This window comes from Streptomyces sp. NPDC039480, assembly GCF_055597165.1.
The window spans coordinates 946,327-960,391 of record NZ_JBVITX010000002.1 but is presented as its reverse complement, the minus strand read 5'-3'; the positions used below and the strand labels follow the sequence as shown (position 1 = coordinate 960,391).

Annotated in this window: 14 protein-coding genes; 3 read left to right on the top strand and 11 right to left on the bottom strand. The window is 68.2% G+C overall.

The features are described from left to right. The first annotated feature begins 67 nt into the window (after window positions 1-67). The 3 genes from ACZ56E_RS10250 (at window position 68) to ACZ56E_RS10240 (ending at window position 3,967) form a co-directional block, all read left to right on the top strand. Window positions 68-1,258 carry a sensor histidine kinase gene (locus ACZ56E_RS10250; protein WP_471212954.1) on the top strand — a complete coding sequence of 397 codons (1,191 nt, stop codon included), beginning with the start codon at window positions 68-70 and terminating at the stop codon, window positions 1,256-1,258. Then, a complete protein-coding gene (locus ACZ56E_RS10245) occupies window positions 1,255-1,905 on the top strand; it encodes a response regulator (protein WP_471212952.1) in 651 nt (216 codons plus the stop codon). The genes ACZ56E_RS10250 and ACZ56E_RS10245 overlap by 4 nt, the downstream gene beginning before the upstream one ends. Before the next feature lie 193 nt (window positions 1,906-2,098). Further along, window positions 2,099-3,967 (top strand): glycosyl hydrolase family 18 protein, encoded by a 1,869-nt coding sequence (locus tag ACZ56E_RS10240; RefSeq protein WP_471212950.1) that lies wholly within the window; start codon window positions 2,099-2,101, stop codon window positions 3,965-3,967. Window positions 3,968-4,049: 82 nt separating this feature from the next. Here the strand turns inward: ACZ56E_RS10240 and ACZ56E_RS10235 are convergent, their stop codons facing one another. The 11 genes from ACZ56E_RS10235 to ACZ56E_RS10185 form a co-directional block, all read right to left on the bottom strand. Then, a complete protein-coding gene (locus ACZ56E_RS10235; protein ID WP_398301239.1) occupies window positions 4,050-4,499 on the bottom strand; it encodes a DUF2550 domain-containing protein in 450 nt (149 codons plus the stop codon). A 144-nt stretch (window positions 4,500-4,643) separates the two neighbouring features. Next, window positions 4,644-5,018 (bottom strand): F0F1 ATP synthase subunit epsilon, encoded by a 375-nt coding sequence (locus ACZ56E_RS10230; RefSeq protein ID WP_150172272.1) that lies wholly within the window; start codon window positions 5,016-5,018, stop codon window positions 4,644-4,646. A 130-nt stretch (window positions 5,019-5,148) separates the two neighbouring features. Then, window positions 5,149-6,591: a F0F1 ATP synthase subunit beta gene (gene atpD / locus ACZ56E_RS10225; protein WP_362990266.1), complete on the bottom strand. Its 1,443-nt coding sequence runs from the start codon at window positions 6,589-6,591 to the stop codon at window positions 5,149-5,151. After that, a complete protein-coding gene (locus tag ACZ56E_RS10220; protein ID WP_365358517.1) occupies window positions 6,591-7,511 on the bottom strand; it encodes a F0F1 ATP synthase subunit gamma in 921 nt (306 codons plus the stop codon). The genes atpD and ACZ56E_RS10220 overlap by 1 nt, the downstream gene beginning before the upstream one ends. Before the next feature lie 20 nt (window positions 7,512-7,531). Then, window positions 7,532-9,124: a F0F1 ATP synthase subunit alpha gene (gene atpA / locus ACZ56E_RS10215; protein ID WP_398301234.1), complete on the bottom strand. Its 1,593-nt coding sequence runs from the start codon at window positions 9,122-9,124 to the stop codon at window positions 7,532-7,534. Between the two features lie 112 nt (window positions 9,125-9,236). Beyond that, window positions 9,237-10,061 (bottom strand): F0F1 ATP synthase subunit delta, encoded by an 825-nt coding sequence (locus ACZ56E_RS10210; protein ID WP_471212946.1) that lies wholly within the window; start codon window positions 10,059-10,061, stop codon window positions 9,237-9,239. Continuing rightward, window positions 10,058-10,606 (bottom strand): F0F1 ATP synthase subunit B, encoded by a 549-nt coding sequence (locus tag ACZ56E_RS10205; protein WP_362990258.1) that lies wholly within the window; start codon window positions 10,604-10,606, stop codon window positions 10,058-10,060. Before ACZ56E_RS10205 ends, ACZ56E_RS10210 begins: the two co-directional genes overlap by 4 nt. 38 nt (window positions 10,607-10,644) lie before the next feature. Further along, complete coding sequence (gene atpE, locus ACZ56E_RS10200) at window positions 10,645-10,887, bottom strand: ATP synthase F0 subunit C (RefSeq protein ID WP_362990256.1); 243 nt, start codon at window positions 10,885-10,887, stop codon at window positions 10,645-10,647. Between the two features lie 75 nt (window positions 10,888-10,962). Next, a complete protein-coding gene (atpB, locus tag ACZ56E_RS10195) occupies window positions 10,963-11,733 on the bottom strand; it encodes a F0F1 ATP synthase subunit A (RefSeq protein ID WP_468563801.1) in 771 nt (256 codons plus the stop codon). 276 nt (window positions 11,734-12,009) lie between these two features. Continuing rightward, the gene (locus ACZ56E_RS10190; protein ID WP_471212944.1) at window positions 12,010-12,459 is read right to left on the bottom strand and encodes a hypothetical protein; all 450 of its coding nucleotides are present in this window, start codon (window positions 12,457-12,459) and stop codon (window positions 12,010-12,012) included. Window positions 12,460-12,720: 261 nt separating this feature from the next. After that, on the bottom strand, window positions 12,721-14,031 hold the full coding sequence (locus ACZ56E_RS10185; RefSeq protein WP_468608855.1) for an MraY family glycosyltransferase: 1,311 nt from the start codon (window positions 14,029-14,031) through the stop codon (window positions 12,721-12,723). Between the last annotated feature and the right edge of the window lie 34 nt (window positions 14,032-14,065).

Below are 14,065 nucleotides of genomic sequence, written 5' to 3'. Positions count from 1 at the left end.
TCGATGTAGCGGGCGGTTCCTCCCTCAGGATCAGGCAGGGGGCCGCCTCGCCGTGTTGGATGGACCCATGGCCCCGTCCCTTCCCCGCCCGCAGCGCGTCGACGTGCAGATCGCCGCGGCCAGCCTGTTCTGCGGGCTGGTGCTCGAGGCGCTCGGGCTGCACTCCCAGACGGGCCGGCCGTTCGGCGGCCACTGGTCGCTGCTGCCGCTCCTCGTCCTCGCCGGGCTCGAACTTCTGCGCAGCAGCAGGCCGCAGACCGCCCTGGCCTGCGGCACGCTCGCGCTGGTGGCCGACCAGTTCACCTCGGGCAACCTCGCGTCGATCCTGATGTTCACGGACATCGTCTACGCGGCCGTCGTGTACGGCACCCCGGCCGCGGCCCGGCGCATCCCCGTCACCACGGGCCTGGTGACGGTGGCGGTCACCCTCGGCTTCCTCGCCTGGTTCCAGCAGGCGGAGGCCGTCCTCATCGGCTTCGTCACCGGCGTCGTCTCCTTCGCGCCCGCCACCACGGGCGTCCTCGTGCGCAACCACCGCGAGGCCGCCGAGGCGGCGAAGCTGCGGGCCGAGCAGACCGCGCTCCTGGCGGAGATGGACCGCGCCCAGGCCGTCGGCGCCGAGCGCGCCAGGATGGCCCGCGAACTGCACGACATGGTCGCCAACCACCTCTCGGCCATCGCCATCCACTCCACCGCCGCGCTCTCCCTGGACGACCCGAAGACCAGCAAGGACGCGCTGGCCGTCATCCGTGAGAACAGCGTCGAGGGGCTGGCCGAGATGCGCCGCCTCATCGGCATCCTGCGCGACGACAGCGGCGACCTGGAGCCGGCGGCCGCGCCCACCCTCGACGGCCTCGGCGCCCTCGTCGCCAACGCCCGTACGAACGGCCTCGACGTCACACTCGACGACGCGCGCACCCCGGACGGCCCGAAGCTGCCCACACCGGTGGAGCTCGCGGCGTACCGGATCGTGCAGGAATCCCTGACGAACGCCCTGAAGCACGCCTCGCCCGGCCGCGTCACCGTCTCCCTGGTCCAGGAACCGCGCGCCCTCGCGGTCCGGGTGACCAGCCCCTGCGGAGATCCCTCGGGGCCCCGCGCCCCGGGCTCGGGCGCCGGCCTCGTCGGCATGCGCGAGCGCACCGAACTGCTCGGCGGCACCTTTGAATCGGGCCCCGAGAGCAGCCCCGACGGCAAGGTCTGGATCGTCTCCGCGACCCTGCCCGTCGACCCCGCCGACGAAGGAGCCAAGGAATGATCCGGGTACTGGTCGCCGAAGACCAGTCAGCCGTGCGCGCGGGACTCGTCCTGATCCTGCGCAGCGCGTCCGACATCGAGGTCGTCGGCGAGGCGGCGGACGGCGAGGAGGCCGTCGCGCTCGCCCGCGAACTCCGTCCCGACCTGGTCCTGATGGACATACAGATGCCACGTCTCGACGGGGTGGCGGCGACCCGGCAGGTCGTCGCCGAGGGGCTCGCGGACGTCCTGGTCCTGACCACCTTCGACCTCGACGAGTACGTCTTCGGGGCGCTGCGCGCGGGCGCCTCCGGGTTCATGCTGAAGAACACGGAGGCGAAGGACCTCCTCGAAGGGGTCCGTACGGTCGCGCGCGGCGAGGGCCTGATCGCACCGGCCGTCACCCGCCGCCTGATCGCCGAGTTCGCCGCCCCTTCGAAGGCGGTACGCGGGGAGAACGCGCCGGACCCCGCCGTCCTGGACTGCCTCACGCGCCGCGAGCGCGAGGTCCTGTCCTGCATCGGTGAGGGCCTGTCCAACGCGGAGATCGCGGACCGGCTCGCCATGGCGGAGGCGACGGTGAAGACGCACGTCAGCCGGATGCTGGGGAAGCTGGAACTGCGCAGCCGGGTGCAAGCGGCCGTGCTGGCGCAGGAGTTGGGGGTCTGAGCCGAGACGAACCGCTCGGAGCGGGGCCGTGGACCGTCGCGATTCGGCCATTGGTTCAGACCTCTTGACCGTTGGTCCAGACCTTTCTATTCTCACCGCACTGCGGTGAGCACTCCCCCACGTGTCCACGTGCTCACGGGCGGCGCAGGGTCCCAACCCCTAAGACCCCCGGATCTCACCCGAGGAGCACCTCGTGCGCTTCAAGAAGAGCACCAACCGCTCGAGACTCAAATTCAGACACAAGGCCGTGGCGGGCGTCACCACGCTGCTGCTCCCGCTCGCCACCCTGGTCGCCCTCGGCTCCTCCGCCGAGGCGGCACCCGACGCCGCCCCCGAGGCCACCGCCACGTACGCCAAGACCCAGGACTGGGGCAGCGGCTTCGAGGGCAAGTGGACGATCAAGAACACCGGCACCACGAGCATCAGCTCCTGGAACGTCGCCTGGGACTTCCCCACCGGCACCAGGGTGACCTCCGCCTGGGACGCCACCGTCACCAACTCGGGCAACCGCTGGACCGCGAAGAACCTCGGCTGGAACGGGACGCTCGCCCCCGGCGCCTCGGTCTCCTTCGGCTTCAACGGCACCGGCTCCGGCGCCCCCTCCAACTGTGATCTGAACGGCGCCAGCTGTGACGGCGGCGGCGTCCCCGGCGACAACCCGCCGAGCGCCCCCGGCACCCCGACCGCGTCCGGCATCACCGACACCTCGGTCAAGCTCGACTGGAAGGCCGCCACCGACGACAAGGGCGTCAAGAACTACGACGTCCTGCGCGACGGCGCCAAGGTCGCGACGGTGACGGAGACCTCGTACTCCGACACCGGACTGACCAAGGGCACCGACTACTCGTACACCGTCCAGGCCCGCGACACGGCCGGCCAGACGGGACCCGCCAGCGGCGCCGTCAAGGTCCGCACCACCGGCGGCGGCGACCCGGGCCCCGGCCCCGGCGACAAGGTCAAGCTCGGCTACTTCACCGAGTGGGGCGTCTACCAGCGCAACTACCACGCGAAGAACATCGCGACCTCCGGCTCCGCCGAGAAGATCACGCACATCAACTACAGCTTCGGCAACGTCCAGGGCGGCAAGTGCACCATGGGCGACTCGTACGCCGCCATCGACAAGGCCTACACCGCCGACCAGTCCGTCGACGGCGTCGCCGACACCTGGGACCAGCCCCTGCGCGGCAACTTCAACCAGCTGCGCAAGCTCAAGGCCAAGCACCCGAACATCAAGATCCTCTGGTCCTTCGGCGGCTGGACCTGGTCCGGCGGCTTCACCGACGCCATGAAGAACCCGGCGGCCTTCGCCAAGTCCTGCCACGACCTGGTCGAGGACCCGCGCTGGGCCGACGTCTTCGACGGCATCGACCTGGACTGGGAGTACCCGAACGCCTGCGGTCTGTCCTGCGACACGTCGGGCCCGGCCGTCTTCAAGAACATGATGCAGGCGTTCCGCACCGAGTTCGGCGCGAAGAACCTCGTCACCGCCGCCATCACCGCCGACGCGTCCAGCGGCGGCAAGATCGACGCAGCGGACTACGGCGGCGCGGCGCAGTACAGCGACTGGTACAACGTCATGACGTACGACTTCTTCGGCGCGTGGGCGGCGAAGGGGCCGACGGCGCCGCACTCGCCGCTCACGTCCTACCCTGGCATCCCGCAGGAGGGCTTCAACTCCGCGGCCGCCATCGCCAAGCTCAAGGCCAAGGGCGTGCCCGCCTCGAAGCTGCTGCTCGGCATCGGGTTCTACGGGCGCGGCTGGACCGGCGTCACCCAGAAGGAGCCGGGCGGCACGGCGACGGGGCCCGCGCCGGGCACGTACGAGCAGGGCATCGAGGACTACAAGGTCCTCAAGAACTCCTGCCCGTCCAACGGCACGGTCGCCGGGACCGCCTATGCCCACTGCGGCAGCAACTGGTGGTCGTACGACACGCCGTCGACCGTCCGCTCCAAGATGGCCTGGGCCAAGGAGCAGGGGCTTGGTGGGGCGTTCTTCTGGGAGTTCAGTGGCGATACGGCCAACGGAGAGTTGGTGTCCGCGATCAATGACGGCCTGAAGTAACACTGGCCGTCGTCCATAGACGAAGCCGGGAAGACAGGATCGCCCCCTGTCTTCCCGGCTTCTTCATGCCGTACGGGAAGTACTACGCCACGTTCACGCGCTGGCCCGGAGGTGCCGCCTCCAGCCACGCCAGGAAACCCGTCAGCGCGTCCTCGCTCATCGCCAGCTCCAGGCGGACGCCCCGGTGCAGGCAGCCCAGGACGATCGCGTCGGAGAGCAGGGCCAGCTCCTCCTCGCCGTCGGGGGCGCGGCGGTCCACCACCTCGATGGCGGAGCGCTCGAGGACGCGGCGCGGCCGGGGAGCGTACGAGAAGACGCGGAACCACTCGACGCGGTCACCGTTGTAGCGGGCGACCCCGTACCCCCAGCCCTTGCCGGAGGTGTCGCCCTTCTCAGGGGCGTCCCAGCGCAGGGAGCAGTCGAAGGTGCCGCCGGAACGCTGGATCAGCCGGCGCCGCAGTCCGAAGACGAAGAGCCCCACCAGAACCAGCACGATCAAAGCAAGTCCGCACACGAGCAGAGTGAGGATCATCGGCACCGACCTCCTCGCCTCTACTGTCGGCCGACGGGCCGACAACGGACCAATACATTGCACCCGCATTGCCTCAGCCGCGACCCGGTCCGGAACCTTCCCGGACCTGGCCGCGGCTGAGTCACGTTACGCCGCGCGCTGGGGTCAGCGCGTCGCCACCGCACGCAGTCGGACGTCAGCGCGCCGCTCGGCGGAGGCGTCGGCCTCCGACTTCGCGCGCTCCAGCGCCCGCTCCGCACGCTTGACGTCGATCTCGTCGGAAAGCTCCGCGATCTCGGCGAGCAGCGACAGCTTGTCGTCCGCGAAGGAGATGAATCCTCCGTGGACGGCGGCCACGACCGTGCCGCCATCGCTCGTACGAATGGTCACCGGGCCCGACTCCAGCACACCGAGCAGCGGCTGGTGACCGGGCATGACGCCGATGTCGCCGGACGTGGTGCGCGCGACGACCAGGGTGGCCTCGCCGGACCAGACACTGCGGTCCGCCGCGACCAGCTCGACATGCAGCTCAGCAGCCAAGAGTGGCTCCTCGGGTCACCACCCGGCGGTTCAGCCGGGTGTTGGGTCAAATTCTAGTGGGCGTACGGGGAGGGACGGGACACGGCCCCCGCGGGGGTGACCCGTCCCTCACCGTCATGAGCTACCGAGCTCAGGAGACGCCGAGCTCCTTGGCGTTCTTCTTGAGGTCCTCGAGACCACCGCACATGAAGAAGGCCTGCTCGGGGAAGTGGTCGTACTCGCCGTCGCAGATCGCGTTGAACGCCGCGATCGACTCCTCGAGGGACACGTCCGAGCCGTCCACGCCGGTGAACTGCTTGGCGGCGTGGGTGTTCTGCGACAGGAAGCGCTCCACGCGACGGGCACGGGCGACGACGAGCTTGTCTTCCTCGCTGAGCTCGTCGATACCGAGGATCGCGATGATGTCCTGGAGGTCCTTGTACTTCTGCAGGATCCCCTTGACGCGCATGGCGCAGTCGTAGTGGTCCTGCGCGATGTAGCGCGGGTCCAGGATGCGGGACGTGGAGTCCAGCGGGTCCACGGCCGGGTAGATGCCCTTCTCGGAGATCGGACGGGAGAGCACCGTCGTCGCGTCGAGGTGGGCGAACGTGGTGGCCGGGGCCGGGTCGGTCAGGTCGTCCGCGGGGACGTAGATCGCCTGCATCGAGGTGATCGAGTGACCACGGGTCGACGTGATGCGCTCCTGGAGGAGACCCATCTCGTCGGCCAGGTTCGGCTGGTAACCCACCGCGGACGGCATGCGGCCGAGCAGGGTCGAGACCTCGGAACCGGCCTGGGTGAAGCGGAAGATGTTGTCGATGAAGAACAGCACGTCCTGCTTCTGCACATCGCGGAAGTACTCCGCCATGGTCAGACCGGCCAGGGCGACGCGCAGACGCGTGCCCGGCGGCTCGTCCATCTGGCCGAAGACCAGCGCGGTCTTGTCGAGAACGCCGGCCTCCTCCATCTCGACCATGAGGTCGTTGCCCTCACGGGTGCGCTCGCCGACACCGGCGAAGACGGAGACACCGTCGTGCAGCTTGGCCACACGGACGATCATTTCCTGGATCAGCACGGTCTTGCCGACACCGGCACCACCGAACAGACCGATCTTTCCACCCTTGACGTACGGGGTGAGAAGGTCGACGACCTTCAGGCCGGTCTCGAACATCTCGGTCTTGGACTCGAGCTGGTCGAAGGCCGGGGCCTTGCGGTGGATCGTCCAGCGCTCGGCGTCGGCGACCGTGGACGGGTCGTCGTTCAGGACCTCACCGAGGGTGTTGAACACACGACCCTTGGTCACGTCACCGACCGGCACCGAGATGCCCTTGCCGGTGTTGGTGACGGGCGCCTGGCGGACCAGGCCGTCGGTGGGCTGCATCGAGATCGCGCGGACCACGCCGTCACCCAGGTGCTGGGCGACCTCGAGGGTCAGCGTCTTCTTCGCGCCCTCGGTCGACGGGTCGTCGACCTGGACGTGCAGGGCGTTGTAGATCTCCGGCATCGCGTCGACGGGGAACTCCACGTCGACGACCGGGCCGATCACCCGGGCGACGCGGCCCGTGGCAACGGCCGTCTCAACAGTGGTCGTCATTACTTGTCACTCCCCGCGGTCGCGTCGGCCAGCGCTGCTGTGCCGCCGACGATCTCGCTGATTTCCTGGGTGATTTCGGCCTGGCGGGCCGCGTTGGCAAGCCGGGAGAGGCTGTTGATCAGATCCCCGGCGTTGTCGGTCGCCGACTTCATCGCGCGGCGCGTGGCGGCGTGCTTGGAGGCAGCCGACTGGAGCATCGCGTTGTAGATACGGCTCTCGACGTACCGCGGCAGCAGGGCGTCGAGGACGTCCTCCGCCGACGGCTCGAAGTCGTACAGCGGAAGGATCTCGTCCTTGCCGGACTTCGACTCCTCCGCCACCTCTTCGAGGCGGAGCGGCAGCAGGCGGCCGTCGATGGCCGTCTGCGTCATCATCGAGATGAACTCGGTGTAGACGATGTGGAGTTCATCCACGCCGCCCTCCGCCGTCTCCTTCTCGATCGCCTCGATCAGCGGCACCGCGACCTTCTTGGCGTCCGCGTACGTGGGCTCGTCGGTGAACCCCGACCACGACTCCACGACCTTGCGCTCGCGGAAGTTGTAGTGGGACAGACCACGGCGGCCGACGATGTACGTGTCGACCTCCTTGCCCTCGGCCTCCAGGCGCGCGGTCAGCTGCTCCGCGGCCTTGATGGCGTTCGAGTTGAAGGCGCCGGCCAGTCCGCGGTCGCTCGTGAGGAGCAGCACCGCGGAACGGGTCGCCGTCTCCGGCTCGGTGGTCAGCGGGTGCTTCGTGTTCGAGCCGGTGCCGACCGCCGTGACCGCGCGGGTGAGCTCGGTCGCGTACGGCGTGGACGCCGTCACCTTGCGCTGGGCCTTGACCACGCGCGAGGCGGCGATCATCTCCATCGCCTTGGTGATCTTCTTGGTCGCGGTGACGGATTTGATGCGACGCTTATAGACCCGGAGCTGGGCTCCCATGAGTCAGGTCCCTTCCGTCGTCACTTGCCGGCGGCGGCCGGAGCGTCCTCGCCGAGAAGCTTCCCGTCCGAGGTCTCGAACTGCTTCTTGAACGCCGCGATCGCGTCGCCGACGGCCTGCAGCGTGTCGTCCGACATCTTGCCGCCCTCCTTGATGGAGGTCATGAGGCCCTGCTCCTGCCGGTGCAGGTAGGCGAGGAGCTCACGCTCGAAGCGGCGGATGTCGTTGACCGGCACGTCGTCCATGCGACCGGTGGTACCGGCCCACACGGAGACGACCTGGTCCTCGGTCGCCATCGGCTCGTACTGCGGCTGCTTGAGCAGCTCGACCATGCGCTGACCGCGCTCCAGCTGCGCCTTCGACGCGGCGTCCAGGTCGGAACCGAAGGCTGCGAACGCCTCCAGCTCACGGAACTGGGCGAGGTCCACGCGGAGGCGGCCCGAGACCTGCTTCATCGCCTTGTGCTGCGCGGAACCACCGACTCGGGAGACGGAGATACCGACGTTCAGCGCGGGGCGCTGACCGGCGTTGAAGAGGTCCGACTCCAGGAAGCACTGGCCGTCGGTGATGGAGATGACGTTGGTCGGGATGAACGCCGACACGTCGTTCGCCTTGGTCTCGACGATCGGCAGACCGGTCATCGAGCCCTTGCCCAGCTCGTCCGAGAGCTTCGCGCAGCGCTCGAGCAGACGCGAGTGCAGGTAGAAGACGTCACCCGGGTAGGCCTCGCGCCCCGGCGGGCGGCGGAGCAGCAGGGACACGGCGCGGTAGGCGTCGGCCTGCTTCGAGAGGTCGTCGAAGATGATGAGGACGTGCTTGCCCTCGTACATCCACTGCTGGCCGATGGCCGAACCGGTGTACGGCGCCAGGTACTTGAAGCCGGCCGGGTCGGACGCCGGGGCGGCGACGATGGTCGTGTACTCCAGCGCGCCGGCCTCTTCGAGCGCACCACGCACGGAGGCGATGGTGGAGCCCTTCTGACCGATGGCGACGTAGATGCAGCGCACCTGCTTGTTCACGTCGCCGGTGCGCCAGTTGTCGCGCTGGTTGATGATCGTGTCGACGGCCAGGGCGGTCTTGCCGGTCTGGCGGTCACCGATGATCAGCTGACGCTGGCCACGGCCGATCGGGGTCATCGCGTCGACGGCCTTGTAGCCGGTCTCCATCGGCTCGTGCACCGACTTGCGCTGCATGACCGTGGGGGCCTGCAGCTCGAGGGCGCGACGTCCGCTGGTCTCGATCTCGCCGAGGCCGTCGATCGGGTTGCCGAGCGGGTCGACGACGCGGCCGAGGTAGCCCTCGCCGACGGCGACCGACAGCACCTCGCCGGTACGGCTGACCGACTGGCCCTCTTCGATACCGCTGAACTCGCCGAGGACGATCGAACCGATCTCGCGCTCTTCAAGGTTCAGCGCGAGACCGAGGGTCCCGTCCTCGAACTTCAGCAGCTCGTTGGCCATGGCCGAGGGCAGGCCCTCGACCTTCGCGATGCCGTCGCCGGCAAGGGTGACCGTACCGACCTCCTCGCGCGAGGCCGCGTCCGGCTTGTACGCCTGGACAAAGTTCTCCAGCGCGTCCCGGATCTCCTCCGGCCGGATCGTGAGCTCCGCCATCTGGGTTCCCTGCTCTCCTTGTTGGGCCCGAAGTTTTCTTGGGGGGTCTGGGGTCAGCCCCCAGGAATCCTCTGCACGGCCCAACTAGGGCCGTAGGTCGTGCTTCTTTGTCTTACTGACCGGCCACGCGGCGGCCGGCTTCCTCGATACGGTCCGCGATGGAGCCGTTGATGACCTCGTCGCCCACCTGGACCCTGATCCCGCCGAGGACCGTGGGGTCCACGTCGAGGTTGAGGTGCATCTGGCGTCCGTACACCTTGGCCAGGACGGCGCCGAGGCGCTGCTTCTGCCGGTCCGAGAGCGGAACAGCGGAAGTGACGACGGCGACCATGCGGTTGCGGCGGTCCGCGGCCAGCTTGGCGAGGGACTCGAGGCCCTCTTCCAGGCTACGTCCACGCGGCGCGGTGACGAGGCGCTCGACGAGACGCTCCGTGACGTCCTCGGCGCGACCCCCGAGCAGGCTGCGCAGCAGCTCGCTCTTGGCCGTGCCCGTCGCGGCGCGGTCGGTGAGCGCGGCCCGCAGCCCGGTGCTGGAAGAGACGATCCGGCCGAACCGGAAGAGCTCGTCCTCGACGTTGTCCAGGGCGCCGGCCTGCTGCGCGCCGGTCAGGTCGGCGAGGATGGCGAGCTCTTCGAGAGCGTCCACCAGGTCGCGCGACTGCGACCAGCGCGAGCGGACCATGCCGGCCACCAGGTCGGCGGTCGGGCCGCCCACCTGGCCGGACAGCAGGCGTCCCGCAAGCTCGGCCTTGGCCTCACCGGACTGCGACGGGTCGGTGAGGACCCGGCGCAGCGAGACCTCGCGGGCGAACAGCGCCGTGACGGCGGCAAGCTCGTCCGCGAGCTGCTTGGCGTCGACCGAGGTGCTGTCCGTCAGCGCGTCGAGACGCTCGCGCGCGGCGGCCAGGGCCTCGCGGCTCGCTCCGTGCGCTGTCATCGAGCCGCCTCGGCCTTCTCCTCGAGCTCGTCGAGGAAGCGGTCGATGGTGCGGCTCTGGCGGGCGGAGTCCTCGAGGGACTCACCGACGAGCTTGCCGGCCAGGTCGGTGGCCAGCTGGCCCACGTCCTGACGCAGCGACTGCGCGGCGGCCTTGCGGTCGGCCTCGATCTGGGCGTGACCGGCGGCGACGATCTCCTCGCGCTGACGCTGGCCCTCGGCCCGCATCTCGGCGATGAGCGTGGCGCCCTGCTCCTGCGCCTCCTGGCGCAGACGCGCGGCCTCGTGCCGGGCCTCGGCGAGCTGAGCCTTGTACTGCTCAAGAACGCTCTGGGCCTCGGTCTGAGCGGCCTCGGCCTTCTCGATACCGCCTTCGATCGCCTCCCGGCGCTCTTCCAGAACCTTGTTGATGTTCGGGAGGAGCTTCTTCCAGAAGAAGAAGAAGACGATGGCGAAGGCGATGGCGCCGACGAGCAGCTCAGGACCCGGCGGGACGAGCGGGTTCTGCTCTTCCTCGGCCGCCAGCTGAACCAGGTTGGCGATCACATCAGTGCCTTTCGTCGAAAAGTGTCAGTAAGAAGTGCTTACTTACCGAACACGAACGGCATAACGATGCCGATGAGGGCGAGCGCCTCACAGAAGGCGAAGCCAAGGATCTGGTTGGCGCGGATCAGGCCGGCAGCCTCGGGCTGACGGGCGAGAGCCTGCGTGCCGTTACCGAAGACAATGCCGACACCGATGCCGGGGCCGATCGCGGCGAGGCCGTAACCGATCGAACCGAGGGAGCCGGTGACTTCGCTGGCGGCAAGGGTCTGGAGAGCGGACATGCCGGTTCTTCCTTCTCTTTCATGGACCGGTGGGGGTTGGCCACCGGGCGATCTGGGGGTTTGCGGCGGGACGGCTCAGTGGTGCTCGGCGAGCGCGCCCTGGATGTACGTGCAGGCGAGGAGTACGAAGACGTACGCCTGGACGGCCTGCACGAAAAGCTCGAAGAGGATCATGACCACGGTCATCACGAAGGAGACGCCCGCGGCGGGGATCATGTAGCTGTTCAGCAGGTACCAGGAGGCGACGGTGAACATCACCAGCATCAGGTGACCGGCGAACATGTTGGCGAACAGTCGCACCGCGTGCGTGAAGGGACGCACGAGCAGGTTCGAGAAGAACTCGATGAACGACACGAGCCACTTGATCGGGCCGAGCGAGTTGTCGTAGCCCGTGATGTTCTTCCAACCGCCCACGAAACCGTGGCGCTTGAAGGTCAGACCCACCCAGAGCACGTAAACCAGGAGTGCCAGCACGACCGGGTACGCGATGATCGACGAGACCGGGAACTGGGCCAGCGGGATCACGGACCAGATGTTCATGATCCACACGAAGAAGAAGATCGAGACCATCAGGGGGACGTACTTCTCGCCCTCCTTCTTGCCGAGGGTCTCGTAGACGATCCCGCGTCGCACGAAGTCATAACCGGCCTCGCCGATCATCTGCAGCTTGCCCGGGACCATCTTGGCCTTGCCGAACGCCACATAGAAGAAGGTGACGACGACAAGCGTGGTCAACAGGGCGAGCAGCATCACCTTGTTGATCTCGACCCCGCCGACCGTGGCGATCGGCTTGAAGAGGAACGAGTGCAGGCCCGGAGCCGGGAAGCCACAGCCGTTGTCGGACATGATCCGACAGCTCCAGTTGAAGGCGAGCTCATTTTGGTCAGCACTCACCGCGGGCTCCTTCGGCGTGACGCATAGGTACGGCAACCTCGTTGTCGTGTCGGCGCGGCACGCGGCCGCGGGTCGGCACCGGACTGGTGTTTCGGAAGTGTGAGCGGCGTTCAGGCATCGAGCCTCGCGATCGTGCAGGCGTCAGCTCAGATGCCCGCGCCAGCAGTGCCGCAGTTGGCACCGGACGATAGCAGCATCTCGAACGGCCATTTATCCCGCCCCTACCCTTCACGACGACGACCCTGACTTCTCCGGCTTGTCCTTCTTCTCGGAGTCGCTGACGGAGTCGGGGTCGACGTAAAGGATCTTGGCTTTCATGTGCGCGCGGGCCTGCGAGGCCATCCACGCGACGGTGGCCACCACAAGTCCGACGGCGAATGCCTTCGGGCTGAACAGAGTCGTGTCCTTGAACAGGGCCACGAAGAAGAGCAGCAACAGGAGTTGGGCGACATAAAGCATCATGCCCATCGCCTGGAACAGCTGCGGAAGCGATTTTGCCGTCCGTTGCAGGACGAAGAGACCGAGCCCCATGAAAGCGATGACGACCAGGGTGCCGACGACAGCCCCGATGGCCCCCTTTCCGCCGGCCACCACGGCACTGACCGCGGCGACGATCGCGCCGACGGCAGCTGTGGGCACAGCGGACTGAAGGAGATTTCGGGTGTCTTGAGACGGCATGGCGGCAGCTCCGCTTACTGATGGGGGCAGGGTGTCGTCATGGACGAGCGTAGACCCGGGTCGAGAGGGGCCCTCGGGCCAATGGACCGTCGCACTACGGTCCTTCGGCTCTATCCCGGGATCTCGTGAACCGTATCACAAACTATTTGATGAGGTCTTTACCTGCTTGGTGTGCCCACTGTCACACATGAGAAGTAATCCGCGCGCATGTGCACTCAGCGGGGCGGCTTGTCTGGTAATGGGGTGTTTTGGAAACGGGCGTCATCGCGACGTCTCGGCTTCCCGCCGCTCCTCGTAGCGCGAGCGGGCGCCGATCGCGGTCGCTCCGTTGACGCCCACGGGGACCGGAGCCTCCTCCTCCGCCGGCATCGCGTCGTGGGCGGCCGGTTCGGCGGCGGCAGCGCCGCGACGGCGGTAGCGCGGCGGCACGAAGGCCTCCGCCCACCGCGGCGTGCGCGGGGTGAAGCGCGGCAGGAGGAGCAGCACGAGGCCGAGACCGCTGAGCGCGACGATCATCAGCAGGATCCACATGCTCGTCGAGTGCACGGAGTACGCGACGGTGCCGAAGGCGATGAGCGCCGACCAGAAGTACATGATCAGCACCGCGCGGCTGTGCGAGTGGCCGATCTCCAGGAGCCGGTGGTGCAGGTGGCCGCGGTCGGCGGCGAACGGCGACTTGCCGTTCCAGGTGCGCCGGACGATGGCGAGGACCAGGTCCGCGAAGGGGATCGCGATGATCGTGAGCGGCATCAGGAGCGGGATGAAGACCGGCAGCATCGCGTGCGTGGCATCGCGGCCGCCGCCGAAGTTCAGCTTCATCGCGGCGGGGTCGACCTGGCCGGTGACGGAGATCGCGCCGGCGGCGAGGACGAGCCCGATGAGCATCGAGCCCGAGTCGCCCATGAAGATCCTGGCCGGGTGCATGTTGTGCGGCAGGAAGCCGAGGCACATGCCCATGAGGATGGCGGCGAAGAGCGTGGCGGGGGCCGCGGCCTCGATGCCGTAGCCGTACCAGATGCGGTAGGCGTACATGAAGGACGCCGCCGAGGCGATGCACACCATGCCCGCCGCGAGGCCGTCGAGACCGTCGACGAAGTTGACGGCGTTGATCGTGATGACGACGAGCGCGACCGTCAGGAGGGTGCCCTGGCCGGAGGTGAGCGAGACCGTGCCGACGCCGGGGACCGGGATCCACAGGATCGTCAGACCCTGCATGACCATCACGCCGGCGGCGATCATCTGGCCGCCGAGCTTGATCAGCGCGTCGATCTCGAACTTGTCGTCCAGGACGCCGATCAGCCAGATCAGCGCCGCCCCGGAGAGCAGCGCGCGCGGCTCGTTGGAGTTCTCGAAGACCGTGTTCAGGTTCGGCAGGTGGTCGGCGACGAGGAGGCCGGCGCACAGGCCGAAGAACATCGCGATCCCGCCGAGCCGGGGCGTCGGCTCCCGGTGCACGTCACGAGCGCGGATCTCCGGCATGGCACCGGCCACGATCGCGAACTTCCGCACCGGGCCGGTCAGCAGGTAGGTCACCGCAGCCGTGATGCAGAGCGTCAGCAGGTATTCACGCACGGGCTTCCCCACAGGTCTCGCTGGCCGTCACAGC

Bases quoted from the DNA above. Each gene is read 5' to 3' on its own strand.
- atpA (WP_398301234.1), bottom strand. From the start codon at position 9,124: ATGGCGGAGCTCACGATCCGGCCGGAGGAGATCCGGGACGCGCTGGAG.
- ACZ56E_RS10250 (WP_471212954.1), top strand. From the start codon at position 68: ATGGCCCCGTCCCTTCCCCGCCCGCAGCGCGTCGACGTGCAGATCGCC.
- atpD (WP_362990266.1), bottom strand. From the start codon at position 6,591: ATGACGACCACTGTTGAGACGGCCGTTGCCACGGGCCGCGTCGCCCGG.
- atpB (WP_468563801.1), bottom strand. From the start codon at position 11,733: ATGTCCGACAACGGCTGTGGCTTCCCGGCTCCGGGCCTGCACTCGTTC.
- ACZ56E_RS10245 (WP_471212952.1), top strand. From the start codon at position 1,255: ATGATCCGGGTACTGGTCGCCGAAGACCAGTCAGCCGTGCGCGCGGGA.
- ACZ56E_RS10220 (WP_365358517.1), bottom strand. From the start codon at position 7,511: ATGGGAGCCCAGCTCCGGGTCTATAAGCGTCGCATCAAATCCGTCACC.
- atpE (WP_362990256.1), bottom strand. From the start codon at position 10,887: ATGTCCGCTCTCCAGACCCTTGCCGCCAGCGAAGTCACCGGCTCCCTC.
- ACZ56E_RS10210 (WP_471212946.1), bottom strand. From the start codon at position 10,061: ATGACAGCGCACGGAGCGAGCCGCGAGGCCCTGGCCGCCGCGCGCGAG.
- ACZ56E_RS10190 (WP_471212944.1), bottom strand. From the start codon at position 12,459: ATGCCGTCTCAAGACACCCGAAATCTCCTTCAGTCCGCTGTGCCCACA.
- ACZ56E_RS10235 (WP_398301239.1), bottom strand. From the start codon at position 4,499: ATGATCCTCACTCTGCTCGTGTGCGGACTTGCTTTGATCGTGCTGGTT.